The organism is Kribbella lupini, from assembly GCF_039529595.1.
Lineage (GTDB): Bacteria > Actinomycetota > Actinomycetes > Propionibacteriales > Kribbellaceae > Kribbella > Kribbella lupini.
Genome location: NZ_BAAANC010000002.1, coordinates 241,413 through 267,132, shown reverse-complemented (window position 1 = coordinate 267,132; position 25,720 = coordinate 241,413). Strand labels below are relative to the sequence as shown.

Below are 25,720 nucleotides of genomic sequence, written 5' to 3'. Positions count from 1 at the left end.
GAAACGCCCCGCCAACGTCCGAAGAAGCGTGATGCGTCCGAAGGGGCGTGCGCTACAGCCTCGGGTTCTTCGGACGCAATCCGATTCTTCGGACGCTACGGCTGAGAGGACGGGGTCGGCAGGCGGCCGGAGTCGAGGCGGTCCAGGGAGCGGGCGACGGCGCCGATCGAGGTGGCGTCGTGGCCGAAGTCCGAGATCACGACCTGGCACCGGGCGCTGGTCGCGACCAGCGCACCCTCGGCGAGTTCCTGCTCGATCGCGGGCGCCAGCCAGCGACCGAGGGCCGCGTACGAGCCGCCCAGCACGACGAGCTCGGGATCGAGCAGGTCGACCAGCACGGAAATGCCCTGGCCGAGCAGGCCGCCGACCTCCGTCAGGGTCTTCAGGGTCGCCGCGTCCCCGTCTTCCGCCCGCCGGACCAGCTGGTCGGTCCGCAGTTGCGGGTCCGCCTCCGACTCGTCGGAAGGATCGAGCCGGGCCAGGATGGCCGGCAGGCCGGCCATCGCCTCCAGACAGCCACGCCGGCCGCAGCCGCACAGCGGACCGTCCGGCTGGATCCGCAGGTGCCCGATCTCCCCGACGTACCCGTGGTGTCCGCGCAGTGGCCGGCCGTCGCAGATCACGCCCGCGCCGACGCCGGTGTCGCCGGACAGGTGGATCAGATCCGCGGTGCCGGCGTACGCGCCGTACCGGTGCTCGGCCAGGGCGCCGAGGTTCGCGTCGTTGTCCACCAGCACCGGAAAGGCCGGACGGCCGAGGGCCTCGACCAAGTTGGCGCGGAGCGGCACGTCCCGCCAGCCGAGCCCTGCCGCCAGGACGACGGTCCCGTCCCGGTCGACCAAGGCCGGTACGCCGACGGTCAGGCCGAGGACGTCGCGCCCCGAGGAGTGCACCGCCGAGATCGCGCGGCGGGCCAGCGCGGCCAGCGCGGCGATCGTCTTCGCCGGGGCCGCGCCCGCGCCGGGACCGGAACGGTGCCAGCGCAAGAGCTGCCCGCCGGCCGAGTCGTACGCGATCGCGGTCAGCCCGCGGGCGCTGATCTCCATCCCGATCGCGGCGTACGCCGAACCGTCGAGCACCAGCAACGTGGCCGGCCGGCCGACGTGGTTCTGGGTCTGCTCGGTCTCGCGGGCCAGCCGCTGGGCGATCAGGTCGGCGACGATGCTGGTGACGGTGGCCTTGTTCAGCCCGGTGCCGCCGGCGATCGCGGCCCGGGAGCAGGGCGCGTGGGCGCGCAGGTGGCCGAGCACGGCGGCGAGGTTCGTGGCGCGGACGTCGGTGTGGTCCGCGGTGTGAGGGGTCAAGGTCCGTCCTCTTCGGCTCGGTCGGCGCGGGGTGTGGTGCGCCCTGGGTCAGTTCTACACCTTGTGGCGGCTGCGGTCCTGCGTTAATTTGTTTGGCTACTAGCCCAACTAACTCTACCCGGAACGGACGTTCGTTCCCAGCCGGAAGGGATCTTCCCGTGATCGCACCCGCAGGCGGCTCACCCAGCCGCCGGACCTTTCTCTCCCTGCTCGGTGCCGGTGCGGCCGTCGCGACCAGCGGCACCGCCCTGACCGCCTGCTCGAACGACGGCACCGGGTCGTCGACCAGCGGCCGGGCCGAGACCGAGGACAAGCTGGCCGGACTGCTGCCGACGTACGTCGGGTACGAGCCGGTCAAGCCGGACCTGCCGGGCAGCAACGGCGCGTCGCCGGGGTTCACCAAGTACCCGACCGAGCTGAAGCGGGCGCTGCCGGACAAGCCGGTGACCAGTGGCAAGGAGGTCAGCGCGATGACCCCGCTGTGGGGCCCGCTGCCGCCCGGCCTCGGCAACAACTCCTACTTCGACGCCAACAACGAGCGGATCGGCGCGCCGGTCCGGTTCAACGTCGTCAACGGCAACGAGTACGGCGACAAGCTCGGCCCGGTGCTGGCCGCCGGCAACGTGCCGGAGCTGCTCTGCATCCCGGGCTGGGAGATCTCCGGCCAGACCCGGTTCGGCCAGGCGGTCGACAAGCTCTTCGAGGACCTCACCCCGTACCTGGCCGGCGACAAGGCGGCGGCGTACCCGATGCTCGCGAACCTGCCGACCCGCGCCTGGGCGTACGGCGTGTGGAACTCGCAGCTCAAGGCGGTTCCCTTCCCGGGGGTCGGACTTCCCTGGGCGCTGTACTACCGCAAGGACCTGTTCACCAAGCTGGGCGCGGAGCCGCCGAAGAACGCCGACGACGTACTTGCCCTGGGCAAGGAGTTGACCGACGCCAAGGCGAACCGCTGGGCGTTCGGCTCGATCGTCGACGAGATGGCCCGGGCGTTCGGCGCACCGGCGGGCTGGCGCAAGGACTCCAGCGGCAAGCTCGTGCAGAAGATCGAGACCCCGGAGTTCGAGGAGGCGGTGGCCTTCACCCGCAAGCTGTTCCAGTCGGGGTACGTGCACCCGACCGTGGTCGGCAACGCGGGCGCCGACCAGAAGCCGTTGTTCGAGGGCGGCCAGATCCTGGTGTACCAGGACGGCACCGGGTCCTGGGCCGAGGCGCTGCAGCGGCAGCTGCCGATCAACCCGTCGTTCGAGATGCAGGCGGTGATGCCGTTCGCCCACGACGGTGGCGAGCCGATCGTCTGGGGCGGTGACCCGGCGAGCATCTTCACCTTCGTGAAGAAGGGCCTCGGCGAGGCCCGGATCAAGGAGCTGCTCGGCGTCCTGAACTACACCGCGGCGCCGTTCGGCACCGAGGAGTACCAGCTGGCGGCGTACGGCGTGGAGGGCAAGCACTACACCAAGGAGAGCTCCGGCGCCCCGAAGCTGACCGCGCTCGGCTCGAAGGAGGTCGCGAACACCTACATCTTCCTCGGCGGCCGTCCGTCGGCGCACACGCAGAGCCAGTACCCCGGCTACGTGCAGGCGATGAGCGCCTGGGAGAACGAGTCCTGCAAGCGGATGGAGAAGAACCCGTTCGAGGGCATCCGGGTCGAGGCGCCGTCCAAGATGGCCGGCCTGAACCAGCCCTTCGACGACAAGCTGCAGGACATCCTCCGCGGCCGGCGACCGGTGTCGGAGCTCAAGACGGCCGTCGAGGCCTGGCGGTCCGGCGGCGGGGACGAGGGTCGCGAGTTCTACGCGAAGGTGCTCAGTGACAACGGTCGATGAGGTCAGGACGCCGACCGCGCAGCCGCCGGCGCCGGCCCCGCGACCGCGCCGGACCCGCCCGCACTGGCGGGTCCGGCTGCGGCAGGACTGGCCGCTGCTGCTGATGGTCGCCCCGGTGATCGTCCTGCTGCTGCTCTTCCACTACCTGCCGACGCTCGGCAACGTGATCGCCTTCCAGGACTACTCGCCGTACGTCGGCATCCGGGACAGCGAGTTCGTCGGCCTGGCCAACTTCAGCCGGATGTTCGGCGACGGCGCGTTCTGGTCGGCGCTGGCCAACACGCTCACGATCACGGCGTTCCAGCTGGTGTTCTTCTTCCCGATTCCGATCCTGCTCGCGCTGCTGCTGAACAGCGTGCTCTCGGTGCGGGTGCGGACCTTCATCCAGGGCGTCGTCTACCTGCCGCACTTCTTCTCGTGGGTGCTGGTCGTGTCGCTGTTCCAGCAGATGATCGGCGGCGCCGGGCTGCTCGCGCAGAGCCTGCGCGCCAACGGCTTCCAGGCCGTCGACCTGATGACGAAACCCGACAGCTTCATCCTGCTGGTCACCGCGCAGGCGGTCTGGAAGGACGCGGGCTGGGGCATGATCGTCTTCCTGGCCGCGCTGAGCACCATCAACCCGGCGCTGTACGAGGCCGCGGCCGCCGACGGCGCGAACCGCTGGCGCCGGCTGTGGCACATCACGCTGCCGGGCCTGCGCCCGGTGATCGTGCTGCTGCTGATCCTGCGGCTGGGTGACGCGCTCACGGTCGGGTTCGAGCAGTTCATCCTGCAGCGCCAGGCCGTCGGCGCCGGCGCGTCCGAGGTGCTGGACACCTACGTGTACTTCGAGGGCCTGCTGGTCGGCGACTTCGGGTACGGCGCGGCCGCCGGGTTGTTCAAGGGACTGGTCGGCCTCGTGCTGGTGCTGGCCGCCAACAAATTCGCCCATCTGGTGGGCGAGCAGGGGGTGTACTCGCGCTCATGAGCTCACAAGCCGTCAAGCCGCCGGCCGGATCGCTGTTCCGGCCGGGACGTCATCCGGACCGCCCGGTCTGGGAGGAGGAGCCGACGCTGGTCGGCCGGCTGGGCAAGCCGGTCGTGCTGGCCCTGGTCTTCCTGGTCGTCGCCTTCCCGCTGTACGTCGTGGTCGTCACCAGCCTGTCCTCGACCGAGGCCGTCACCCGCGCGGGCGGGCTGGTCGTCGTACCGCGGGAGCTGACCCTGGCCGCGTACGTCCAGCTGCTGTCGGGTGGTGTCGTCACCCGGGCCCTGGTGATCAGCACGGTGATCACGGTCGTCGGTACGGCGTTCAGCCTGCTGATCACCGTGCTCGCGGCGTACGGGCTGTCCCGGCCGGGCTCGTTGTGGCACCGGCCGCTGCTGTTCGTCGTACTGCTCACTTTTCTGTTCGGTCCGGGCATCATCCCGAGCTACCTGCTGGTGAACTCGCTCGGGCTGATCGACAGCTACGCCTCGCTGATCCTGCCGACCGCGATCTCGGCGTTCAACCTGATCGTGATGCGCGCGTTCTTCATGGGCATCCCGGGCGAGCTGATCGACAGCGCGCGGATCGACGGCGCGGGTGAGTTCGCCGTGCTGACCCGGATCGTGCTGCCGCTGTCGAAGGCGGTGGTCGCCGTCGTCGGGCTGTTCTACGCGGTCGGCTACTGGAACGCGTTCTTCAACGCGATGCTCTACCTCAACGACAACACCAAGTGGCCGTTGCAGCTGGTCCTGCGGACGTACATCGTCCAGGCGCAGGTGCTGCCCACCGGCGCGGGCGGTGTCACCTCCAGTCCGGCACTCGGCCTGGCGCCGGCGCCGAGCCTGGCGATCAAGATGGCGATCGTCGTCCTGGCCGTGATCCCGGTCCTGCTCGTCTACCCGTTCATCCAGAAGCACTTCACCAAGGGCGTCATCATCGGCGCGGTCAAGGGCTAGCCCGACCTTTCAGAAGGAGTGAGATGACGCTTCCGCGCAGGCATTTCCTGGCGCTGGGCACCGGTGCCGCCGCGGCCGCGACCGTGGCGGCGTGGCCGGAGCCGGCCGCCGCGACGCCCGGCCACGGCGCCGGCCGGTACCGCTGGCGCAACGTCGAGATCGTCGGCGGCGGTTTCGTCACCGGCATCGTGCACCACCCCGCGCAGCGTGGTCTGGTCTACGTCCGGACCGACATCGGCGGCGCCGCCCGGCTGGACCCGCGGACGCGCCGGTGGGTCCAGCTGCTCGAGTGGGTCGGCCTGGAGGACTGGAGCCTGACCGGGGTCGAGAGCCTGGCCCTCGACCCGCGCGACCCGGCGCGGCTCTTCCTTGCCGTCGGCACCTACACCAACGACTGGTCGCCGATCAACGGCGCGATCCTGCGCTCGACGGACCAGGGCCGCACGTTCCGGCGTACCGACCTCCCGTTCAAGCTCGGCGGGAACGAGCCCGGTCGCTCGATGGGCGAGCGGCTGGCCGTCGATCCGTGCGACGGGCGGATCCTGTACTTCGGGACCCGCAACGAAGGCCTGTGGCGCAGTACCGACCGCGGCGAGACCTGGGCGCGGGTCGAGAGCTTCCCGACCGCCGGTACGGCGGGAATCGGGCTCGGGTTCGTCTTCTTCGACCGGCGGGGGAGCCGCGCCGGTCGCGCGACGAAGACCATCTACGTCGGCACCACCGATCGCGCGAACCCCCTGTGGCGAAGCGACGACGCCGGCCGCACCTGGTCTCCTCTGGCGGACCAGCCCACCGGTTTGCTGCCGCATCACGGAGAACTGACCTCGAACGGACAGCTGTACGTGACGTACGGCGACCTGCCGGGACCGTACGAGATGTACGACGGCGCGGTCCACAAGCTCGACACCGCGACGGGTGTCTGGACCGACATCACCCCGCTACGGCCGAACACCGGTGGCGAAGCGGGATTCGGCTACGCCGGCCTGGCCGTGGACGCGCGCCGGCCCGGCACGGTGATGGTGTCGACGATGAGCCGGTGGGGTCCGGTCGACGACGTGTTCCGGACGGTCGACGGGGGCGCGACCTGGCACTCGATCGGGTCGAAGATCGAGCTGGACACCTCGGGAGCGCCGTACCTGGACTTCCACGGGACGCCGAAGCTCGGCTGGATGATCGGGGACATCTCGATCGACCCGTTCGACTCCGGCAAGGTCCTGTACGTCACCGGCGCGACGATCTTCGGCACCGACGACGCGACGAACGCCGAGGCAGGCCGCAGTACGCACTGGTCGGTCCGCGCGCAGGGGCTGGAGGAGACGGCGGTGCTGGACCTGATCAGCCCGCCGTGGGGTCCGCCGCTGATCAGCGCGCTCGGCGACATCGGCGTCTACCGGCACGACCGGCTGGACGTCGTACCGCCGGACGGGCAGGCGTCCAACCCAGTCAGCGGGTCCTCGCCGAGTCTCGACTACGCGGCCAGGGCCGAGGGGTTCGTCGTGCGGGTCGCGTACGGCGACAGCCTGCAGCGTGGCGCGTACTCGACCGACGCCGGCGCGAGCTGGCAGCCCTTCGCCGGTGAGCCCGCCGGATCGACGCAGCCGGGCAGGATCGTGGTCGGCACGGACGCGCGGACGATCGTGTGGGTCCCGGGCGACGTGCTGCCGCACTACTCGCGGGACCGGGGCGCCTCGTGGACGCCGGTGACCGGGTTGCCGCAGCAGGTCGCCGTGGTCGCGGACCGGGTCGACGCGAACCTGTTCCACGCGTTCGACGCGGCCACCGGTACGGCGTACCGCAGTGTCGACGGCGGCCGGAGCTTCTTGCCCACGGCAACTGGTTTGCCGACCGGCGCCGGTAAGCTCGAGACGGTGCTGAACCGGTCCGGGGACTGCTGGCTCGCGGCCGGCGCCGCGGGGCTGTACCGCTCGGTCGATCGCGGGCTCAGCTACCAGCGGGTGACGACCATCGAGGAGGCGCTGACGGTGGGCTTCGGCAAGGCGGCGCCCGGCCGCCGGGAGATGGCGGTCTACACGTCGGGCAAGGTGGCCGGGGTCCGGGGCATCTTCCGGTCCGACGACAGTGGCGCCAGCTGGGTCCGGGTCAACGACGACCGGCACCAGTACGCCTCGACCAACGACGCGATCGCCGGCGATCCGCGGGTGTACGGACGGGTCTACCTGTCCACCAACGGCCTCGGCATCCCCTACGGAGAACCGGTATGACAGGTCTGTACTACGGCGGCGACTACAACCCGGAGCAGTGGCCGCCGGAGGTGTGGAAGGACGACGTCGCGTTGATGCGGCAGGCGGGCGTCAACCTGGCGACCGTCGGGGTGTTCGCCTGGTCCAGCCTGGAGCCGGAGCCCGGGCGGTACGAGTTCGGCTGGCTTGACCAGGTGATGGACCTGCTCGCCGACGGCGGGGTGCAGGTCGACCTGGCCACGCCGACGGCCTCGCCACCGCCGTGGTTCAGCTTGGCGCATCCCGACGCGTTGCCGGTTCGGGCTGACGGCGTACGGCTGACGCACGGGAGTCGGGACACGTACTGCGCCTGCGCTCCGGCGTACCGGGAAGCGGCGGCGGGGATCGCGCGGGCGCTCGGCGAGCGGTACGCCGGACATCCCGCGCTGGCGATGTGGCACGTCCACAACGAGTACGGGACCGTCTGCCACTGCGATCACGCGGCTTCGTCGTTCCGGCGCTGGCTGCTCGCTCGCTACGGCGACTTGGACCGGTTGAACGCGGCGTGGACGACGGCGTTCTGGAGCCAGGGGTACTCGAGCTGGGAGGAGATCCGGCCGCCGCGCGCCACGCAGTACCTGGTGAATCCGACGCAGGCGCTGGACTTCCGGCGGTTCTGGTCGGACGAGCTGCTGGCTGCCTTTCGAGAGCAGAAGGAGATCCTGCGCGGGTTCACTCCGGAGTTGCCGGTGACGACCAACTTCGTGTTCGGCGCGTGGGTGCCGGTCGACCACGCGCGCTGGGCCGCCGAGGTCGATCTCGTGGCCATCGACCACTATCCGGGCGATGCCGGCCGTGGTGCCGAGGAGCAGACCGCCTTCGGGGCGGACCTCGCGAGGTCGTGGGCGGGTGGCCGGCCGTGGCTGCTGATGGAGCAGGCGGCCGGAGCCGTGAACACCGGGACCCGGTCGCACACCAAGGAACCCGGCCGGATGACACGGCACAGCCTCGCGCACATCGCCCGGGGCTCGAAGGGTGCGCTGTTCTTCCAGTGGCGCGCGTCGCGCGGCGGCGCCGAGATGTGGCACTCCGCGCTGGTTCCGCACGCGGGGGCGGACAGTCGAAGGTTCCGGGAGGTTGTTGAGTTCGGAGCCGTGCTGCCTCGGATCGCGGAGGTCGACGGGAGCGCGGTGCAGGCGGAGGTCGCGGTGCTGTGGGACGCGGAGGCCTGGTGGGCGATGCAGGGGACGCACCTGCCGTCGTCCGAGCTCGACTACCTCGCGGCCGTGCAGGCCGCGCACCGGCAGGTGTGGGCCGCGGGGGTCGGGGTTGATCTGCCCGGGCCGGCGGCCGACCTTTCGTCGTACCGGCTGGTGGTGGTGCCGAGTCTGTACCTGGTCTCGGCCGAGGCGGCCGCGTCGATCGCGCGGTACGTCGAGGGCGGCGGGCACGTGCTGGTGACGTACTTCAGCGGGATCGTGAACGAGGACGCGCAGGTGTGGCTGGGTGGTTATCCCGGGGCGTTCGCCGAGCTGCTCGGCGTACGGGTCGAGGAGTTCCACCCGGTCGCCGAGGTGGAGCTCGCGTCAGGTGCACGCGGTCGGGTGTGGAGCGAGGACGTGCAGCTGACCGGCGCCGAGGTGATCGACCGGTACGCCGGTGGCGTGCTGGACGGATCGCCTGCGGTCACTCGGAACTTCTCTGGCGATGGCGTCGCCTGGTACGTGTCGACGCAGCTCGAGGACGACGCGTACCGGGCACTGCTGGAGCAGGCGATGAGGGGCGCGGGGATCGAGTTGCCCGATCTACCGGACGGCGTGGAGCTCGTACGGCGTCAGGCGGACGGGACGACCTGGACGTTCCTGATCAACCACGGGGACGCGGAGGCCGTCGTACCGGCTTCGGGGAGGGAGCTGCTGTCGGGCGCTGACGTGAGCGGACGCCTCGTCCTGCCCGCGGGCGGTCAGGCGGTGGTCCGCTCCTGAGGCTCCGGAGCGGCGCAGGTGCTCGCGCGGGCGGTCAGCCGCGCGGGCACCAGGGTGACGGCCGAGGTGCCGCCGCCTTCGAGCTTGGCGATCAGGGCCTCGACCGCGTGCTGGCCGATCTCCTCGGCGGGCAGGGTGACCGAGGACAGCTGCGGAACCTGGCGCTCGGCCACGTCGTCGGCGCAGATCGCCATCAGCGACATGTCCTCGGGAACGCGACGGCCGAGCTTGCGCAGAACGTCGAGCAGCGGGCCGATGATCGGCTCGTTCTGCACCACCAGGCCGGTGATCCCCGGATGGGCTTCCAGCAGCTCGCCGACGGTGTTGAGGACCGCGTCGAAGGTCGCCTCGCAGGGAGTCTCGATGCCGACGATGCCCCGTCGCTCCACCGCCGCCTGGAAGCCGGCCAGGGTGCGGTGGGCGAAGCCGGTCTGCCGCGCGTAGACGGCCGACGGCGTACCGAGCAGGGCGATGCTGTGGTGGCCCAGGTCGGTCAGGTGGTCGACGCACTGCTCGGCGGCCGCGAAGAAGTCCAGGTCGATACAGGTCAGGCCGTCGGTGTCGGCCGGGATCCCGATCAGCACCGACGGCATCGGCAGTTCGCGCAGCAGCGGTACGCGCTCGTCGTGAAGCTCGACGTCCATCACCACGAGTGCGTCGACCAGCGCGCTCTGGGAGACGCGCTCGAGGCCGGACCGGCCCTCGTCGGCGGTCAGCAGCAGGACGTCGTGGTCGTAGCGGCGCGCGGTGGTCACGACCGAGGTCGCGAATTGCATCAGCACCGGGACGTGCATGCCGGCCCGCAGCGGGATCACCAGGGCGAGCACGTTGGAACGGTTCGAGGCGAGCGCGCGGGCGCTGGCGTTGGGCCGGTAGCCCAGCGCCTGAACGGCTTCCTGCACCCGGTCCCGTGTCTCCGACGAGATCGACCGCTTCCCGCTGAGCACGTACGACACGGTGCTGGCCGCCACCCCGGCGTGCCGCGCGACATCGGCGATGGTGACGATGGTTGCCTCCTCGCGTCTTGTGGCCTGTGGGTCGAAGCGCTTCGATCCCGCTCGCTCACAGCGTCGAGCGCCACCGGCCCGGTGTCAAGACCGAAACGCCGCCGGGTCGCCGTCACGTCGCCGGCATTGACCACGGACAAATCGGCTGTAATAGTTCTCCCACTCCGCCGTGAATACGACGGAATTCATTCGTCGATTCGACATCGAATTCGACGGCCATCCTCCGGAAAAGACGCTTTCCTGCCTTTCGAATAGTCGTCGAAGCGCTTCGACTTCTGCTTCGAAAGGCGTCGCCCCGGAACTCGTGGGAAGGATGAACGATGAACAGAACCTGGAAGACGCTGGTGGCGCTGGTGACCCTGCTGGCGGCCTCGGCGGTCGCGGCCCTGCCGGCCAGTGCGGCCACCTGGGAGTCCGGTGACAAGTGGGGCTCCTGGTCGAACGGCGGCTACACCGTCCGCAACAACGTGTGGGGCGGTGGCGCCGGCCCGCAGACGATCTGGGCCAACTCCTCCAGCAACTGGGGAGTCTGGGCCAACCACCCGAACACGGGCGGCGTCAAGTCTTACCCCCATGCCGGCAAGGCGATCAACAAGAAGATCAGTGCCCTGGGCACCTTGTCCAGCCGGTTCGACGTGAGCCGTCCCGGCTCCGGGGCGTACGCGACGGCGTACGACATCTGGGCCGGCAACAACGCCTACGAGATCATGCTCTGGATGAACAAGCAGGGCGCGGTCGGCGCGATCGGCAGCAAGCAGACCACCGTCTCCGTCGGCGGCCACACCTGGGACGTCTACCGCGGCAGCAACGGCGCGAACGAGGTCTTCTCGTTCCTGCGCACCTCGAACACCAATGCCGGCACGGTCGACCTGAAAGCGGTGATGAACTGGATCCGCAACCGCGGCTGGATCGGCGACGCGACGATGGGCGAGGTCCAGTTCGGCTTCGAGATCACGTCGTCCAGCGGCGGCCTGAATTTCACCACCAACAGCTATTCGGTCACGTCGTCCTGAACGTGCGGTGCCGCCCCGGCCGGGGCGGCACCGTCGTCACATCGTGCTGCGTGGGGCGTACGGGTTCCTGGAGTTCATGTCGCCGGTGTAGTCCGTCGGGATGGCAGGCTCGCCGCGGCTGAGTTGGCTGGCGCTGCGGGGGAGTTCGTCGCGGACCTTGAGGTGGTGGGCCTGGGACTCCTCGGGGGTGGTGCGGCCGACGATCTTGCCGGCTTCGACGAGCGGTTTGAGCAGGACGCGGTCGTCGCCGTCGTCGACCGGGGCCTCGCCGACGCCGATCACCTCGGCCTCGGCGACGCCCTGGCGGTTGCGGCGGCGCAGGGCGTACTTGCGGCCGCCGATCGAGATCTTGTCGGGGCTCTTCTTCGCGACCGGGACCATCGTGCCGTCGGCGTCCTCGCGGGCGACCAGCTTGTAGACGAAACCGCAGGTCGGGTACCCGCTGCCGGTCACCAGCGACGTGCCCACGCCGTACCCGTCGACGGACGCCGGCGCCAGGGCGGCGATCTGGAACTCGTCCAGGTCGCTGGTCACGATGATCCGCGTCTTCGTCGCGCCGAGCGCGTCCAGTTGCTCGCGGACCTGACCGGCCAGCGACGGCAGGTCACCGGAGTCCAGCCGTACGGCGCCCAGCTCCGTGCCGGTCACCTCGATCGCGGTCTTCACCGCCTCGGTGAGGTCGTAGGTGTCGATCAGCAGCGTCGTCCCCTTGCCGAGCGCGTCCACCTGCGAGACGAACGCGTCCCGCTCGGTGTCGTGCAGGAGCGTGAACGAGTGCGCCGCCGTACCGGCGCTGGGGATGCCGAAGCGGCGCGCGGCCTCCAGGTTCGACGTCGTCGCGAAGCCTGCGATGTACGCCGCCAGCGCGGACGCGACCGCGGCCTCCTCGTGGGTCCGCCGCGAGCCCATCTCGATGCACGGCCGGCCGCCGGCCCACCAGGTCATCCGGGACGCCGCCGAGGCGACCGCGGAGTCGTGGTTGAGGATCGACAGGAACACGGTTTCCAGCAGCACGGCCTCGGCGAACGACGACTCGACCACCAGCACCGGCGAGCCCGGAAAGAAGATTTCGCCGTCGGCGTAGCCGGAGATGTCGCCGCTGAACCGGTAGTCGGCCAGCCAGTCGCAGGTCGCCTGGTCGACCACGCCGCGCTCGCGCAGGAACGAGACGGTCGCCTCGTCGAAGCGGAACCGCTCCAGCGCGTCGAGCAGCCGGTTCACGCCCGCCACCACGCCGTACCGGCGTCCGTCGGGCAGTCGCCGGGCGAACAACTCGAAGACCGAGCGGCGGTGCGCCGTGCCGTCGGCCAGCGCGGCCTGCAGCATGGTCAGCTCGTAGTGGTCGGTGAGCAGGGCGGTCGTAGGCTCCGCTGAGGTCGTCACAAGGGCAGCCTATTGCGAGCCGGGAACCTGTAGTGGAGAGAATGGCCAAGTGACCACCGCACCGAGCGAGCTCGACAGCCCCGAAGTCGACGAGGCGATCGAGTTGAGCCCACCGTGGGTGACGATCGTCTGGAACGACCCCGTCAACCTGATGGACTACGTGACGTTCGTCTTCCAGACCTACTTCGGCTACTCCAAGCAGAAGGCGGAGAAGCTGATGATGCAGGTGCACGAGGAGGGCAAGTCGGCCGTGTCCAACGGCAACCGCGAGGCGATGGAACGCGACGTCGAGGCCATGCACAGCTACGGCCTCTGGGCCACCTGCGAGAAGTCGTGACCCGGTTCCGCAAGCGCCGCAAGACCGTCGTGGTCAGCTTCGCCGAGCACGAGGCGGACATCCTGTCCAACCTCCTGCGCAACCTGGTCGAGCTCCTGTACGACGGGATGCCGCCGCGCGCCACGGCGGCCGGCGACGACCCGCTGGCCGCGCTGCTCGACTCCGACGGCCCGACCGCGCCGCCGGAGGACGTCGTACTGCAGCGCCTGCTGCCGAACGCGTACTCCGGGGACGACATGGCCGCGGCCGAGTTCCGCCGGTTCACCGAGCGCGGGCTGCGGGACGGCAAGGCGAACGACGCCAAGCGCGTGCTGACCGCGCTCGAGGAGCAGTCGCCCGAGGACGGCATCCCGCTCGAGCCCGACGACCAGCTCGCCTGGCTGCGCGCGCTCAACGATCTCCGCCTCGCGATCGGCACCCGTTTGGACATCAAGGAGGACGACGACTACGCCGTCTGGGAGAAGCTCCCCGACGACGACCCGCGCCGCCTGACCTACGACCTGTACGACTGGCTCGGCTACCTGCAGTCCGCCCTGCTGCACAACATGCGCTGAGCCACCTACCGGTCCTGCCACCCGCTACACGGCCACCCGCCGTGCCGCCGCCCGGCCCTCGCTGATGGTCGACCGGGCACTCGCCGTACCGCCGCCCCTGCATCGCTTCGCCCGGCACCGCACCGCCCGCCCGGCCGGCACCGCACCGCACCGGCGGGGTCCCGTCGCCAGCCTCGGGATCGGACTTTGAGCACGGGCCAGCCAGGTTTCCGGTCCTGCGGCGACTGGCCGGTGCACAAAGTCACGTCATTCGCAGCGACCTCACCGTGACGCACCGGGGCGCGGGGCGCCGGTCGTCAGCGGGGATGCACCTTGTGCACCGGCCAGTCGCCGAGACGGTGTGAATGTGGCTGGGGCGTGCTCAAAGTGGGGATGGGGAGTGGGCCGCGGAGTGCGACGGCGGGATGCTCGGGTTCGATGCGCCTAGGGTTGGCGGTATGGAGAAGCGGACTTTGGGGCGTACGGGTCGGGATGTCGGCGTGGTCGGGCTGGGGGCCTGGCAGCTCGGGGCCGACTGGGGTGAGGTCGGCGAGGACACGGCGCTCGGCGTACTGCGGGCCGCTGTCGACGGCGGCGTCACGTTCATCGACACCGCCGACGTGTACGGCGACGGGCGCAGCGAGCGGCTCGTCGGGCAGGTCCTCAAGGAGTACGACGGCCTGACGGTTGCCACCAAGATGGGCCGCCGGGTCGAGCAGAAGCCCGAGAACTACACCCTGGACAACTTCCGCGCCTGGAACGACCGGTCCCGCGAGAACCTGGACGTCGAGACGATCGACCTGGTCCAGCTGCACTGCCCGCCGACCTCGGTCTACTCCACCGACGCGGTCTTCGACGCGCTCGACGAACTGGTCGCCGAGAAGCGGATCGCGGCGTACGGCGTGAGCGTGGAGACCTGCGCCGAGGCGCTGACCGCGATCGCGCGGCCGAACGTGGCGTCGGTGCAGATCATCCTGAACGCGTTCCGCCTGAAGCCGCTCGACGAAGTGCTGCCGGCCGCGCGCGAGGCCGGCGTCGGGATCATCGCCCGGGTGCCGCTCGCCAGCGGGCTGCTGTCCGGCAAGTACGACGAGAGCACGACGTTCGGCGCCGACGACCACCGCAACTACAACCGCCAGGGCGAGGCCTTCGACGTCGGCGAGACCTTCTCCGGCGTCGAGTTCAGGACCGGCCTGGAAGCCGTCCAGCGCCTGATGCCCTGGCTGCCGGCCGGCGCCACGATGGCCCAGTTCGCGCTCCGCTGGATCATCGACCAGCCGGGCGTCTCGGTCGTCATTCCCGGCGCCCGCAACCCCGAGCAGGTCGCCGGCAACATCGGCGCCGCGGCGCTCGCCCCGCTCACCGACGAGCAGCTCGCCGCCGTGCGTTCGACGTACGACGAACTGATCCGCCCGCAGGTCCACGACCGCTGGTAGTCCACATACTGGACCGGAAGCCGGGTTGGCGGGGTGCCCTGGTCGCGCTCCGTATCGTGGAACCGTGCTCATCATCGACCAGGCGACCTACGACGCGATCGTGGCGCACGCGCGGCGGGACCATCCGGACGAGGCGTGCGGTGTGGTCGCGGGACCGGCCGGGTCGGACCGGCCGGAGCGCTTCATCCCGATGCTGAACGCGGCGATGTCGCCGACGTTCTACGAGTTCGACTCGGGCGACCTGTTCAAGCTCTACAAGGAGATGGACGAGCGCGACGAGGAGCCGGTGGTGATCTACCACTCGCACACCGCGACGCAGGCCTACCCGTCCCGGACCGACATCAACCTGGCCCAGGAGCCGGGCGCGCACTACGTGCTGGTGTCGACCCGCGACGGGGCCGACTCGCCGTCGTACGACGGGCCGGTGGAGTTCCGGTCGTACCGGATCATCGACGGCGCGGTCACCGAAGAAGAAGTGCAGATCGTGGCCAACCACGGCAGCGGCAACCGAGGAGACAACTGAGATGGCGATCGAGCTTCGCGTCCCGACCATTCTGCGCACCTACACCGGGGGCGAGAAGGCGGTGAACGGCGACGGCAGCACGCTGGCCGAGTTCATCGACAACGTGAACGGCAACCACCCGGGCCTGAAGGAGCGGATCGTCGAGGGCGAGCCCGAGGAGCTGCGGCGCTTCGTCAACGTGTACGTGAACGACGAGGACGTGCGCTTCACCGGCGGGCTGAAGACCGGCGTCAAGGACGGCGACGTCGTCGTCGTACTGCCGGCCGTCGCCGGCGGCTGACCCCAACCCCTCCCGAGGAGCGTTCATGCGTTTCGACAGCCTGCTCGACTCCGTCGGCGGTACGCCGCTGGTCGGGCTCCCGAAGCTCTCGCCGTCGGCCGACGTCCGGCTGTGGGCGAAGCTCGAGGACCACAACCCGACCGGCTCGATCAAGGACCGGGCGGCGCTGCGGATGCTGCTGGACGCCGAGAAGGACGGCCGGCTGCGGCCGGGCAACACGATCCTCGAGCCGACGTCGGGCAACACCGGGATCTCGCTGGCGATGGCGGCCAAGCTGCGCGGCTACCGGATGGTCTGCGTGATGCCGGAGAACACCTCGGAGGAACGCCGGCAGATCCTGCGGATGTGGGGTGTCGAGATCATCTCCTCGCCCGCGGCCGGCGGTTCCAACGAAGCGGTCCGGGTCGCCAAGCAGGTCGCCGAGGAGCACCCGGACTGGGTGATGCTCTACCAGTACGGCAACCCGTCGAACGCGCTGGCGCACTACGACGGGACGGCGCGCGAGATCTTCGCCGACCTGCCGTCGGTGACGCACTTCGTCGCCGGGCTCGGCACGACCGGCACGCTGATGGGCGCCGGGCGGTTCTTCCGCGAGCACAAGCCCGAGGTGAAGATCGTCGCCGCCGAGCCGCGCTACGGCGAGCTCGTCTACGGCCTGCGCAACCTCGACGAGGGCTTCGTCCCCGAGCTGTACGACGCGACGCTGATCGACGGCCGGTTCTCGGTCGGCCCGCGCGACGCCGTCCGGCGGGTGCGTGAGCTGCTCGACAACGAAGGCATCTTCGCCGGCATCTCGACCGGCGCGATCCTGCACGCAGCCCTCGGCCAGGCGGCCAAGTGCGTCCGCGACGGCGAACCGGCCGACATCGCGTTCGTGGTCGCCGACGGCGGCTGGAAGTACCTGTCGACCGGCGCCTACGAAGGCACCATCGACGAGGCCGAGGACCGCCTCGAGGGCCAGCTCTGGGCCTGAGGCCGTGGTGGTGGTCCGGACCGGCGCGCTGGGCGGGGGCGCCGACCGGTCTGGATCAGGGTTGTTTGAACAGCACTTTGCGTCCTAGCCGGGGATGGGTGCCACGGCCCTTGCAGCTGGTGCAGGGACGAGTGGCGTAGTTGAACAGCGATCCCTTGTGACGTCCCATGCCCTTGCACCGGTTGCACTTGGCGAACGGGTGCAGCGACAGCGAGACGACGTAGATCGCGAAGGCGGCGAGCAGCAGCACCATCAGCATCCCGGTGGGCCCGAGGGCTCCGGCGATGTCGGCGGCGGTGCTGTCGGCGTTGGCATCGGCAACCTGTCCGGCCGCTTGCGCGGCGTTCGTCGGTTGCGGATCTGGTGCGGCGGTGGAGCCCAGTGCCACCGCGATGTGGACTGCCAGGTTCATGGCGTCGCGAGGGGCGGTTGCAAATACATCGCTCCAGAGTGGCGCGCGTCACGTGAGATTGCAATTCCGGAGAGTAAAGATGTGGACAACTCCGGCGTGTCGTTCTGCGGCCTTAGGTAAGGGTTACTTCAGAACTGCCCGCTGCCGGTCCTGTCGGAGCCGGGGGCTAATCTTCGGAGTGTGGCAGACGCACCGATCGGCATCTTCGACTCAGGCTTCGGCGGGCTCACGGTGGCGCGGGCGGTGCTCGACCAGCTGCCGCACGAACCGATCCTGTACCTCGGCGACACGGCCCGCCAGCCGTACGGGCCGAAGTCGATCGCCGAAGTCCGGGAGTACTCGCTGGAGTGCCTGGACCACCTGGTCGACGCCGGCGTCAAGGCCCTGGTGATCGCCTGCAACTCCGCCAGCGCCGCGATGCTGCGCGACGCCCGCGAGCGGTACGACGTACCCGTGGTCGAGGTCATCCTGCCCGCCGCCCGGCGCGCGGTCTCCGCGACCAGGAACCAGAAGGTCGGCGTGATCTGCACGCGTTCGACCGCGGCCTCGCTGGCCTACGACGACGCGTTCGCCGCCGCGCCGCAGGTCGAGCTGACCACGCAGGCCTGCCCGAAGTTCGTCGACTTCGTCGAGTCCGGCGTGACGTCCGGCCCGGAGCTCCTGGCCGCCGCCCACGAGTACCTGGACCCCTTGGTCGAGGCCGGCGTCGACACACTGATTCTCGGCTGCACGCACTACCCGTTGCTCACCGGCGTGATCTCGTACGTGATGGGCGACGGCGTCACCTTCGTCAGCAGCGCCGAGGAAGGCGCCAAGGACCTGTACGGCGTACTGACCAAGGCCGGCCTCCTCCGCGACGACTCCCTCCCCGAGCCGCAACACCGCTTCGTCACCACCGGCAACCCGTCCGACTTCGCCACCATCGGCGCCCGCTTCCTGGGCCCGGTGATCAACACCGTCGACCAGTTCGCCTGGGTACGCTAGCCGTTCAAGCACTCGCTTGTGAGCTTGTTCAGGACGGACAACAAGCCAGCGCGAGGACGATCGCCAGCCTCGGCAGGGCGTGGCACCACGGCGCGTCCAGGTAGTTGGCGGCGGTCATCGCCGACGGCCCCTTGTCGGTGAACAGCCGGAAGATCAGTGCGATCGGCCTTCCCCGATCCCGGCCACCGCGACCAGCAGCATCGCAGGCCGGTACGTCCCCACGTCCATCGTCGTCTCCTCTCCATCGCTCGGTCGGGATACGAACGAAACAACGGTGGCGTGCGACTTCGGTCGCTGTTCTGCCTGGTCCAGCACGGTATTCACCCGGCTTGGGTCTCGAGCGTGCGGGAGTCGCCGCCGAGCGGCGGGTGCAGGTCGTGCGGGTGGTCTGGCGGATCGCCGCCGACCAGGGGGGTCGGCGCCACCAGTAGGTCAATCTGCCTCGACCGCGGGCCTGCTGGTCGCCGGTGTGACCGGGCTCTCAGTGGATGTTGTCGACGGCACCAGATCCGCGCGTGAGGTCCGCACAATCGCCGCCAGGCCACGGGATCTGTCGTTCTGCGACGTTCCGGGGTTGTCTGCAGAGTCGGCAACCCGCCGGTAATGTTCAAGGTATGAAGCTCACCGTGCTCGGCTGCTCCGGGTCCGTTCCCGGGCCGGACTCGCCTGCGTCGAGCTACCTGGTCTCCGCGGGCGGGTTCGACCTGGTGCTCGACCTCGGCAGCGGCGCGCTGGGCGCGCTGCAGCGGCACCTGGCCGCGCACGAGATCGGCGCGATCGCCTTGTCCCACCTGCATCCTGACCACTGCATGGACCTGTGCGGCCTGTACGTCGCGCTGAAGTACTCGCCGTCGTCGCCGTTCCCGCGGATCCCGGTCTACGGTCCGGAGGGCGCGGCCGCGCGGATGGCGCTGGCCTACGACCTGCCCGACGACCCGGGGATGGAGGAGGAGCTGGAGTTCCACACCTGGCAGGAATCCCAGCAGATCGGGCCGTTCACGGTCCGCACCGCGCCGATGGTGCACCCGGTGCCGGCGTACGCGATCAGGGTTGAGTACGGCAACAAGTCGATCACCTACACCGGCGACACCGGGCCGAACGAGGCCCTGATCGAGCTCGCCCGCGGCACCGACCTCCTGCTGTCCGAGGCCGCCCTGCAGGACAACAACCCGGACAACCCTGACGATCTGCACCTGACCCCGTCCGACGCCGGCGAACAGGCCAAACGCGCCGGCGCCAAGCGGCTGGTGATCACCCACGTGCCGCCGTGGTACGACCGAGTCGCCCAGACGGAGAACGCCCGACGGACCTTCCCCGGCGAGGTCCTGACGGCGACGCCCGGCGCGGTCTACGAGATCTGATGCTCGTCACACTTGCCGACGGCATCCGCCTGCAGACGTACACCTCCGGTACGACGCCGAGCGCCTCGAGGCCGGCCGACCCGCCGTCAGCCGACGCACCGTCGGCCGAGCTGTCGTCGACCGGTCCGCCGCCGGTCGATCCGTCGTCGACCGAGCTGCCGTCGACCGTCCTGTCGTCAACCGTTCCGCCGCCGGTCGACCCGCTGCCGGTCGTGCTGCTGCACGGCGGACCGGGGCTGTGGGACTACCTCGCGCCGCTCGCGGACCTGATCGACGATCGCGTCGTCCACCGCTACGACCAGCGCGGCTGCGGCGGCTCGGACCCCTCCGACGAGCAGTCGATCGCCCGCCTGGTCGCGGACCTCGAGGAGCTGCGCGAGCATTGGGGCCACGAGCGGATGGTTGTCGTCGGCCACTCGTTCGGCGCGACGCTGGCGCTGAGGTACGCGGCAGCGCATCCGACGCGCGTTGCCCACCTGATCTACCTCAGCGGCGTCGGCGTGGGGGACTGGCTGACGCCGTCCCTGGCCGAGCAGCGGCGGCGGATGACCACCGAGCAGGCCGAACGCCTTGAAACGTTGGGAAATCGGCGCCCCCGCACTGCCGACGAGGAGCGCGAGTTTCGCGCGCTGTCCTGGTTCACCGACCACGCGGACCGCGAGCGCGCCTGGGCGTGGGCCCTGGAGGACGCCGCCGTGCCGTGGCCGATCAACTTCGCGGCGAACAACGCCCTGACCGCCGACAATCGTGCCTTCGGCGACGACCGCCTGATCGAGCTGGCCAGGACGCTCGCGATGCCCGTCGACTTCGTGCACGCGGAAGGCGACCCGCGCCCGGCGAGCGCCGTACGGAAGCTCGCGGACGCCGTACCGCACGCGGAGTTTCACTTGGTCGAAGGCGCCGGCCACTCGCCGTGGCGCGAGCGGCCGGAGGAGTTTCGCCTTCTGCTGCAGCGAATTCTCAGCGCTGCAGGGGATTCTCAGCGGGACTGACCGCCGTCGAAGTAGCTGATCAGCGCCGGGTCGAGCTGCGGGATGTCGATCGGCGTCCCGTTGGAACGCAGCGACGTGGTGGCCGCGAACCCGGCCGCGACCGCGGCGCGAGCCGCGATCGGCGAGGTCAGGGTCGCGCCGCCGTCGCGGACGAAGCGGACGAACTCGTCGACCAGCTTGGGGTCCGCGCCGCCGTGGCCCTCGTCCTCGGAGGCGACCTCGACGACCTGGTCGGCGTCGGAGCGGTAGCCCGAGCGGCCGCTGTTCCACACCTTGACGACGCTGCCGGACGTGTCGCCGAAGTTCTCCAGCCGGCCGTGCGTGCCGATGACGGTGTAGTTGCGCCAGTAGTCCGGCGTGAAGTGGCACTGCTGGTAGCTGAGGAAGACCCCGTTGTCGAGCTGGAAGTTCGCCATCGACAGGTCCTCGACGTCCATCACCGGCGCCAGCCCCTTCTGCTCCAGCGGCGGCCAGTTGTCGCTGGACACGAACTCGCTGAACCGCTGCCCGGACCGGTCCTGGCGGTCCTCGATCCCGCCGTACAGGACGAGTCCGCCGAGCGCGGTCGCGTGCGTGGTGTAGCCGCCGGCCAGCCAGTGCATCACGTCGATGTCGTGGGCCCCCTTCTGCAGCAGGAGGCTCGTGGTCCGGCGCCGGTCGGCGTGCCAGTCCTTGAAGTAGAAGTCGCCGCCGTGCCCGACGAAGTGCCGGCACCAGATCGCCTTCACCTCACCGATCGCCCCCGACTGGATCAGGTCGCGCATGGTCTGGACCACCGGCATGTGCCGCATGTTGTGGCCGACGTACAGCCGCGTCCCGCTCTCGTACGCCGCCTGCAGCACGCGGTCGCAACCGTCCGTGGTGATCGCCAGCGGCTTCTCCACGAACACCGCGACCCCAGCCCGGAGGAAGTCGATCGCCGGGTCCTCGTGCAGGTCGTCCGGCGTGGTCAAAAAGACCCCGTCGAGCTTCAGGTCGAGCAGTTCGCGGTGGTCGCCGTACGCCGTCGCGTCCGGGTACGTCGTCAGCGCCGCCTCGCGCTGCTTCTCGACCGGGTCGCAGACGGCCACGATCTCGGCGCCCTCGCCCGGTCTGTGCGCGTGCCGAGCCAGGCTGCTGCGCGCGCCGAGTCCGACCACACCGAACCGAAGATCAGTCATCGTTCACTACTCCTGCACGTAGTTGTTTGTAAGAGCCTATGTCCGAACACTTGCGGTCCTCAACACCTGTTTGCTCGTGCCGTGTTGCCCGACCGGCCATCTCGCCCTCACCCGGCACCCGTTCGGTGGCGTCACCATGACGGAACGTGAGCCTCCACTACGTGGCACTCGGCGACTCGACGACCGTTGGTGTCGGGGACCCGTTGAACGGCAGCACGACCGACCTTTCCGGTGCCGGAGCGCGCCCGGGGCAGGGCTGGCGGGGCTGGGCCTCGCTGCTCGCCGACTCCCTGGGTAGTTCCCACCGTGTGACGTTCTCCAACTACGCGACCAGCGGCGCGACCGTTCCGCAGGTCACCGCGGACCAGATCCCGGCGACCGGGACGGGCCCGATCGACCTGGCCTCGCTGATCGTCGGCGTCAACGACACGATGCGCTCGACCTTCGACGCGGGCCAGATCCGCGACTGCCTGCAGCAGTGCGCGGCGGAGCTGACCGCGCGCGGCGCCCTGCTGCTCACCGTCCGGTTCCACGACCACGGGCAGGTGTTCGGGCTGCCCGCGTGGTTGCGGCGGCCGTTGTGGAACCGGATCGAGCAGGTCAACACGGCGTACGACGACCTCTTCCTGCAGTACGGCGGGATCCGGCTCGACATGGCCGACTACCCGGAGGTGTACCGCCGGGACTTCTGGTCGGTCGACCGCCTGCACCCGGGCGAACGCGGGCACCGGCGCCTCGCGCGGGCGTTCGCCGACGAGCTGACGGCGCGCGGCGTACGGATCGACGTACCGCCTGAGCTGGACTGTGGGGGGGAGCCGCCGAGCCGGTGGGCCGACGCGGTGTGGATGGTGCGGGAAGGGGTTCCGTGGGTCGGGCGACGCGCGGGAGACCTGACGCCGTGGGCCGCGCGGATGGTGCTCGGGCAGTTCCGTCCGCCTGCCGATGCGGGGGTGCAGCGCCTTCGGGCATAAGGTTTTCAGCATGGCTCGTAGCGATGGACGTACCCCTGACCAGCTCCGCCCGGTGACCTTGACCCGGAAATGGCTCGACCACGCCGAAGGATCGGTGCTGGTCGAGTTCGGCCGGACGCGGGTGCTGTGCGCGGCGTCGGTCACCGAAGGGGTGCCGCGCTGGCGCAAGGGCTCCGGCCTGGGCTGGGTCAGCGCGGAGTACGCGATGCTGCCGCGCTCGACCAACACCCGGTCCGACCGCGAGTCGGTCAAGGGCCGGATCGGCGGCCGGACGCACGAGATCTCCCGGCTGATCGGGCGCTCGCTGCGCGCGGTCGTCGACTACAAGGCGCTCGGCGAGAACACGATCCTGCTCGACTGCGACGTGCTCCAGGCCGACGGCGGGACGCGGACCGCAGCGATCACCGGTGCGTACGTCGCACTGGCGGACGCGGTGTCGTACCTGCGCGACCGGAAGGCGCTGAAGGGCGAGCCGCTGACCGGCTCGGTGTCGGCTGTGTCGGTCGGGATCATCGACGGCGCGCCGATGCTCGACCTCTGCTACGAGGAGGACGTGCGCGCCGAGACCGACATGAACCTGGTGCTGACCGGCGACGGCAAGTTCATCGAGGTGCAGGGCACGGCCGAGGGCGCGCCGTTCGACCGCGCCGAGCTGGACGCGCTGTTGTCGCTGGGGACCGCCGGGTGCGAGGAGCTGACGAAGCTGCAGCTGGAGGCGCTGGCATGAGCAAGGTGCTGCTCGCGTCGAACAACGCGAAGAAGCTCGAGGAGCTGCGCCGGATCCTGGCGCCGATCGTGCCGGGGATCGAGGTGCTCGGGCTGGCCGACGTACCGGCGTACGACGAGCCGGCCGAGACCGAGCCGACCTTCGAGGGCAACGCGCTGCTGAAGGCCCGGGCCGCGGTCGCCGCGACCGGGCTGCCGTCGGTCGCCGACGACAGCGGGATCTGCGTCGACGCGCTGAACGGGATGCCCGGCGTACTGTCGGCGCGCTGGTCGGGGCCGGCGAAGGACAACCACGCGAACAACGTGCTGCTGCTCGGGCAGCTGGAGGACGTGCCGGACGAGCGGCGGGGTGCTGCTTTCGTCGCGGCGGTCGCCTTCGTGCAGCCGGACGGTTCGGAGGAGGTGCTGCGCGGCGAGATGCGCGGGTCGGTGATCCGTGAACTGCGCGGGACCGGCGGTTTCGGGTACGACGTGCTGTTCGTGCCCGAGGGGTACGACCGGACGACGGCCGAGCTGACCGTCGAGGAGAAGGACGCGATCAGCCACCGCGGCAAGTCGCTGCGCGCGCTCGCGCCACTCGTCGCCAAAGCCCTGGAGGCCTGATGCTCTTCGCCGGAACCGACACCGAAGGCGTCGCCGAGGGCCGCATCACCGCGGCGTACCGGCGCTGGGCCGAACCCCGCGTGATCGAGGGCCGCGTCTACCGCACCAACGCCGGCCGAATCGAGATCGACAGCATCAAGCGGGTCAACCCCGACCTGATCTCCGACTACGACGAGATGCTGCACCTGGCCGGCCGGATGAACGCCAAGGACGTCCGCCGCCGCCTCCGCGGCGACGACACCCTCCCCACCTGGCTGATCCGCTTCCACCTGGTCGAAGGCCCGGACCCGCGCGAGGAGCTGGCCAACTCGGCAGATCTCACTCCCGCAGACGTCGAGGAGCTCACCGCGAAGCTCGCCCACCTCGACGAACTCAGTCGCCACGGCGCCTGGACCCGCCAAACCCTCGAACTCATCCAGTCCAAGCCGGCCACCCGGGCGGGCGACCTGGCCCCGGCCCTCAACCGAGACACCCCGGGCTTCAAGATCGACGTCCGCAAACTGAAGAACCTGGGCCTGACCCACAGCCTGGAAGTCGGCTACGAACTGAGCCCCCGCGGCACGGCGTATCTAGACGCCCTGGGCAACTAACAGGCTCGCTCGTACTCGACCTGCTGGAGCGGCTTGCCGTCGCCGAAGTCTCGGGACTGGGTGTTGCCGGTCTCGGTGAAGCCGGACTTCTCGTAGAAGCGGCGGGACTGCGGGGTGGCTTGGAGGGTCCAGAGGTGGACGGTCGAGAAGCCTTGGGTTCTCAGGGTTTCCAGGGTTTCGGTCATCAGGGCGGGGGCTGCGCCGGTGCCCCACGCTCGGGGGTGGGCGTAGAAGCTGAGGATCTCGGCGACGCCGGGGCGGGTTTCGGACTCGTTGAGCCAGGTCATGGCTGCGGGAAGGGTGTCGACGAGAGCGAGGAGGACAGTGCCTTCGCCTGAAGAGAGCCGGTCGTGCCAGCGGGTGAGGCGGCTTTGGATCTGGGGAGTGGCGAAGTCCTCGGTGAAGAAGGGGGCGTAGGCGGCGGCCCAGGAGGCGGCGTGGATCTCGCCTACCGCGGTGCCGTCGGCGGCGGTTGCTCGGCGTGCGTCGATCATGGCTTCGACCGTAGGAGACAGCGCCGACAGTTCAGGAGGCTGCGCCGAGGATGAGGCCGGCGGCCAGTACGCCGTACGCGGTGCCGGCGGCGCGGGGAAGCCACTGGTTGGCGGCGCGGTGGGTGCGCAGGAAGCGGCCGACGCGGACGGCGCCGCTGCCGACCGTGAGGTCGACGGCCAGGCCGATCAGGAGCATGGTCAGGCCGAGCGTGAACAGTTGCAGGGCCTGGTGGCCGAGGCTCGGGTCGACGAACTGGGGGAGAAAGGCCAGGTAGAACAGCAGGATCTTCGGGTTTGTCAGGCTGTTGACCAGGCCTCGGACGTAGACCGGGGCGAAGCGCTCCGACACGGCCTCACCGGGGGTGGCCGAGGTGAGCTCGGACTTGCGGAGGGACTGGAACGCCATCCACAGCAGGTAGGCGGCGCCGGCGAAGCGCAAGACGTCCATGGCGATCGGCGCCGCGCGCAGTACGGCGGCCAGGCCGAGCGCCACGGCGCTGGTGTGGACGAGCATCCCGGACGCCGTACCGCAGGCGGCGGCGCGGCCGGCGCGGCGGCCGCCGGTCAGGCCCTGGGCGAGGATGAACAGCATCCCCGGCCCGGGCGTGAAGTTGATGACCAGCGCGGCCAGCAGAAACGCGGCGAACAGTTCGACGTTCATCTCGATCTCTCCTCGGTAGTGGGCTCTTACCAACGAGCTTCGACCGTAAGTCGTATGACGTCT

Annotated in this window: 26 protein-coding genes; 19 read left to right on the top strand and 7 right to left on the bottom strand. The window is 70.1% G+C overall.

Annotated features, from left to right (window positions below):
• Positions 1-95 precede the first annotated feature (95 nt).
• Complete coding sequence (locus ABD235_RS14465) at positions 96-1,304, bottom strand: ROK family protein (RefSeq protein WP_344174288.1); 1,209 nt, start codon at positions 1,302-1,304, stop codon at positions 96-98.
• Positions 1,305-1,462: 158 nt separating this feature from the next.
• Between ABD235_RS14465 and ABD235_RS14460 the strand changes: the two genes are divergently transcribed.
• Genes ABD235_RS14460 through ABD235_RS14440 form a run of 5 tightly spaced genes read left to right on the top strand, consistent with a single transcriptional unit; the run spans position 1,463 to position 9,218 of the window.
• Positions 1,463-3,130, top strand: coding sequence for an extracellular solute-binding protein (locus ABD235_RS14460; protein ID WP_344174286.1), 1,668 nt, complete (start codon positions 1,463-1,465; stop codon positions 3,128-3,130).
• Positions 3,114-4,097: an ABC transporter permease gene (locus tag ABD235_RS14455; protein ID WP_344174284.1), complete on the top strand. Its 984-nt coding sequence runs from the start codon at positions 3,114-3,116 to the stop codon at positions 4,095-4,097. The genes ABD235_RS14460 and ABD235_RS14455 overlap by 17 nt, the downstream gene beginning before the upstream one ends.
• Positions 4,094-5,053 carry a carbohydrate ABC transporter permease gene (locus ABD235_RS14450; RefSeq protein ID WP_344174282.1) on the top strand — a complete coding sequence of 320 codons (960 nt, stop codon included), beginning with the start codon at positions 4,094-4,096 and terminating at the stop codon, positions 5,051-5,053. Before ABD235_RS14455 ends, ABD235_RS14450 begins: the two co-directional genes overlap by 4 nt.
• A 23-nt stretch (positions 5,054-5,076) precedes the next feature.
• Positions 5,077-7,275, top strand: a complete 2,199-nt coding sequence (locus ABD235_RS14445; protein ID WP_344174279.1) for a WD40/YVTN/BNR-like repeat-containing protein — start codon at positions 5,077-5,079, stop codon at positions 7,273-7,275.
• A complete protein-coding gene (locus ABD235_RS14440) occupies positions 7,272-9,218 on the top strand; it encodes a beta-galactosidase (RefSeq protein WP_344174277.1) in 1,947 nt (648 codons plus the stop codon). Before ABD235_RS14445 ends, ABD235_RS14440 begins: the two co-directional genes overlap by 4 nt.
• On the opposite strand, the gene ABD235_RS14435 is transcribed toward ABD235_RS14440, so the two are convergent.
• Positions 9,197-10,189 carry a LacI family DNA-binding transcriptional regulator gene (locus ABD235_RS14435; RefSeq protein ID WP_344174275.1) on the bottom strand — a complete coding sequence of 331 codons (993 nt, stop codon included), beginning with the start codon at positions 10,187-10,189 and terminating at the stop codon, positions 9,197-9,199. The genes ABD235_RS14440 and ABD235_RS14435 overlap by 22 nt on opposite strands.
• Before the next feature lie 356 nt (positions 10,190-10,545).
• Between ABD235_RS14435 and ABD235_RS14430 the strand changes: the two genes are divergently transcribed.
• The gene (locus ABD235_RS14430) at positions 10,546-11,238 is read left to right on the top strand and encodes a glycoside hydrolase family 12 protein (protein ID WP_344174273.1); all 693 of its coding nucleotides are present in this window, start codon (positions 10,546-10,548) and stop codon (positions 11,236-11,238) included.
• A 36-nt stretch (positions 11,239-11,274) separates the two neighbouring features.
• On the opposite strand, the gene ABD235_RS14425 is transcribed toward ABD235_RS14430, so the two are convergent.
• On the bottom strand, positions 11,275-12,564 hold the full coding sequence (locus tag ABD235_RS14425) for a nicotinate phosphoribosyltransferase (protein WP_425553177.1): 1,290 nt from the start codon (positions 12,562-12,564) through the stop codon (positions 11,275-11,277).
• Positions 12,565-12,670: 106 nt separating this feature from the next.
• Here ABD235_RS14425 and clpS point away from each other — a divergent pair, with 106 nt between their 5' ends.
• The 6 genes from clpS to ABD235_RS14395 all read left to right on the top strand — a co-directional run bounded on the left by clpS (position 12,671) and on the right by ABD235_RS14395 (position 16,703).
• Complete coding sequence (gene clpS / locus ABD235_RS14420) at positions 12,671-12,958, top strand: ATP-dependent Clp protease adapter ClpS (RefSeq protein WP_344174268.1); 288 nt, start codon at positions 12,671-12,673, stop codon at positions 12,956-12,958.
• Positions 12,955-13,512 (top strand): DUF2017 domain-containing protein, encoded by a 558-nt coding sequence (locus ABD235_RS14415; protein WP_344174266.1) that lies wholly within the window; start codon positions 12,955-12,957, stop codon positions 13,510-13,512. The genes clpS and ABD235_RS14415 overlap by 4 nt, the downstream gene beginning before the upstream one ends.
• Positions 13,513-13,949: 437 nt before the next feature.
• A complete protein-coding gene (locus tag ABD235_RS14410; protein ID WP_344174264.1) occupies positions 13,950-14,927 on the top strand; it encodes an aldo/keto reductase in 978 nt (325 codons plus the stop codon).
• Positions 14,928-14,991: 64 nt separating this feature from the next.
• Positions 14,992-15,450 (top strand): M67 family metallopeptidase, encoded by a 459-nt coding sequence (locus ABD235_RS14405; protein WP_344174262.1) that lies wholly within the window; start codon positions 14,992-14,994, stop codon positions 15,448-15,450.
• A 1-nt stretch (position 15,451) separates the two neighbouring features.
• Complete coding sequence (locus ABD235_RS14400; RefSeq protein ID WP_344174260.1) at positions 15,452-15,730, top strand: MoaD/ThiS family protein; 279 nt, start codon at positions 15,452-15,454, stop codon at positions 15,728-15,730.
• Positions 15,731-15,755: 25 nt separating this feature from the next.
• Entirely contained in the window at positions 15,756-16,703 is a 948-nt protein-coding gene (locus ABD235_RS14395; protein ID WP_344174258.1) for a PLP-dependent cysteine synthase family protein, read from the top strand.
• Positions 16,704-16,758: 55 nt separating this feature from the next.
• Here ABD235_RS14395 and ABD235_RS14390 read toward each other — a convergent pair whose 3' ends face one another.
• Positions 16,759-17,115, bottom strand: a complete 357-nt coding sequence (locus tag ABD235_RS14390) for a hypothetical protein (protein WP_344174256.1) — start codon at positions 17,113-17,115, stop codon at positions 16,759-16,761.
• Positions 17,116-17,295: 180 nt separating this feature from the next.
• Here ABD235_RS14390 and murI point away from each other — a divergent pair, with 180 nt between their 5' ends.
• The 3 genes from murI (at position 17,296) to ABD235_RS14375 (ending at position 20,452) form a co-directional block, all read left to right on the top strand.
• A complete protein-coding gene (murI, locus tag ABD235_RS14385) occupies positions 17,296-18,099 on the top strand; it encodes a glutamate racemase (protein ID WP_344174254.1) in 804 nt (267 codons plus the stop codon).
• 614 nt (positions 18,100-18,713) lie between these two features.
• The gene (locus ABD235_RS14380) at positions 18,714-19,460 is read left to right on the top strand and encodes an MBL fold metallo-hydrolase (protein ID WP_344174252.1); all 747 of its coding nucleotides are present in this window, start codon (positions 18,714-18,716) and stop codon (positions 19,458-19,460) included.
• Positions 19,460-20,452 (top strand): alpha/beta fold hydrolase, encoded by a 993-nt coding sequence (locus ABD235_RS14375; RefSeq protein ID WP_344174250.1) that lies wholly within the window; start codon positions 19,460-19,462, stop codon positions 20,450-20,452. Before ABD235_RS14380 ends, ABD235_RS14375 begins: the two co-directional genes overlap by 1 nt.
• On the opposite strand, the gene ABD235_RS14370 is transcribed toward ABD235_RS14375, so the two are convergent.
• The gene (locus ABD235_RS14370) at positions 20,440-21,612 is read right to left on the bottom strand and encodes a Gfo/Idh/MocA family protein (RefSeq protein WP_344174248.1); all 1,173 of its coding nucleotides are present in this window, start codon (positions 21,610-21,612) and stop codon (positions 20,440-20,442) included. The two genes, ABD235_RS14375 and ABD235_RS14370, sit on opposite strands and share 13 nt — an antisense overlap.
• A 146-nt stretch (positions 21,613-21,758) precedes the next feature.
• On the opposite strand from ABD235_RS14370, the gene ABD235_RS14365 reads away from it, so the two are divergent.
• From ABD235_RS14365 to ABD235_RS14350, 4 genes are read left to right on the top strand one after another with little or no spacing between them, the layout of a single operon-like run.
• Complete coding sequence (locus tag ABD235_RS14365; protein ID WP_344174246.1) at positions 21,759-22,583, top strand: SGNH/GDSL hydrolase family protein; 825 nt, start codon at positions 21,759-21,761, stop codon at positions 22,581-22,583.
• A gap of 10 nt (positions 22,584-22,593) precedes the next feature.
• Complete coding sequence (gene rph, locus ABD235_RS14360; RefSeq protein WP_344174244.1) at positions 22,594-23,310, top strand: ribonuclease PH; 717 nt, start codon at positions 22,594-22,596, stop codon at positions 23,308-23,310.
• Positions 23,307-23,912 (top strand): RdgB/HAM1 family non-canonical purine NTP pyrophosphatase, encoded by a 606-nt coding sequence (gene rdgB, locus ABD235_RS14355; RefSeq protein ID WP_344174242.1) that lies wholly within the window; start codon positions 23,307-23,309, stop codon positions 23,910-23,912. The genes rph and rdgB overlap by 4 nt, the downstream gene beginning before the upstream one ends.
• The gene (locus ABD235_RS14350) at positions 23,912-24,502 is read left to right on the top strand and encodes a hypothetical protein (RefSeq protein WP_344174240.1); all 591 of its coding nucleotides are present in this window, start codon (positions 23,912-23,914) and stop codon (positions 24,500-24,502) included. Before rdgB ends, ABD235_RS14350 begins: the two co-directional genes overlap by 1 nt.
• Here the strand turns inward: ABD235_RS14350 and ABD235_RS14345 are convergent.
• Both ABD235_RS14345 and ABD235_RS14340 read right to left on the bottom strand, forming a co-directional pair.
• The gene (locus ABD235_RS14345) at positions 24,499-24,996 is read right to left on the bottom strand and encodes a GNAT family N-acetyltransferase (protein ID WP_344174238.1); all 498 of its coding nucleotides are present in this window, start codon (positions 24,994-24,996) and stop codon (positions 24,499-24,501) included. The two genes, ABD235_RS14350 and ABD235_RS14345, sit on opposite strands and share 4 nt — an antisense overlap.
• Before the next feature lie 31 nt (positions 24,997-25,027).
• Complete coding sequence (locus tag ABD235_RS14340; protein WP_344174236.1) at positions 25,028-25,657, bottom strand: LysE family translocator; 630 nt, start codon at positions 25,655-25,657, stop codon at positions 25,028-25,030.
• Between the last annotated feature and the right edge of the window lie 63 nt (positions 25,658-25,720).

Excerpts from the sequence above, each read along its gene's own strand:
- ABD235_RS14450 (WP_344174282.1), top strand. The coding sequence starts at position 4,094 with ATGAGCTCACAAGCCGTCAAGCCGCCGGCCGGATCGCTGTTCCGGCCG.
- ABD235_RS14445 (WP_344174279.1), top strand. The coding sequence starts at position 5,077 with ATGACGCTTCCGCGCAGGCATTTCCTGGCGCTGGGCACCGGTGCCGCC.
- ABD235_RS14440 (WP_344174277.1), top strand. The coding sequence starts at position 7,272 with ATGACAGGTCTGTACTACGGCGGCGACTACAACCCGGAGCAGTGGCCG.
- ABD235_RS14430 (WP_344174273.1), top strand. The coding sequence starts at position 10,546 with ATGAACAGAACCTGGAAGACGCTGGTGGCGCTGGTGACCCTGCTGGCG.
- ABD235_RS14425 (WP_425553177.1), bottom strand. The coding sequence starts at position 12,564 with ATGCTGCAGGCCGCGCTGGCCGACGGCACGGCGCACCGCCGCTCGGTC.
- ABD235_RS14410 (WP_344174264.1), top strand. The coding sequence starts at position 13,950 with ATGGAGAAGCGGACTTTGGGGCGTACGGGTCGGGATGTCGGCGTGGTC.
- ABD235_RS14400 (WP_344174260.1), top strand. The coding sequence starts at position 15,452 with ATGGCGATCGAGCTTCGCGTCCCGACCATTCTGCGCACCTACACCGGG.
- ABD235_RS14395 (WP_344174258.1), top strand. The coding sequence starts at position 15,756 with ATGCGTTTCGACAGCCTGCTCGACTCCGTCGGCGGTACGCCGCTGGTC.
- ABD235_RS14390 (WP_344174256.1), bottom strand. The coding sequence starts at position 17,115 with ATGAACCTGGCAGTCCACATCGCGGTGGCACTGGGCTCCACCGCCGCA.
- ABD235_RS14380 (WP_344174252.1), top strand. The coding sequence starts at position 18,714 with ATGAAGCTCACCGTGCTCGGCTGCTCCGGGTCCGTTCCCGGGCCGGAC.
- ABD235_RS14375 (WP_344174250.1), top strand. The coding sequence starts at position 19,460 with ATGCTCGTCACACTTGCCGACGGCATCCGCCTGCAGACGTACACCTCC.
- ABD235_RS14370 (WP_344174248.1), bottom strand. The coding sequence starts at position 21,612 with ATGACTGATCTTCGGTTCGGTGTGGTCGGACTCGGCGCGCGCAGCAGC.
- rph (WP_344174244.1), top strand. The coding sequence starts at position 22,594 with ATGGCTCGTAGCGATGGACGTACCCCTGACCAGCTCCGCCCGGTGACC.
- rdgB (WP_344174242.1), top strand. The coding sequence starts at position 23,307 with ATGAGCAAGGTGCTGCTCGCGTCGAACAACGCGAAGAAGCTCGAGGAG.
- ABD235_RS14350 (WP_344174240.1), top strand. The coding sequence starts at position 23,912 with ATGCTCTTCGCCGGAACCGACACCGAAGGCGTCGCCGAGGGCCGCATC.
- ABD235_RS14345 (WP_344174238.1), bottom strand. The coding sequence starts at position 24,996 with ATGATCGACGCACGCCGAGCAACCGCCGCCGACGGCACCGCGGTAGGC.
- ABD235_RS14340 (WP_344174236.1), bottom strand. The coding sequence starts at position 25,657 with ATGAACGTCGAACTGTTCGCCGCGTTTCTGCTGGCCGCGCTGGTCATC.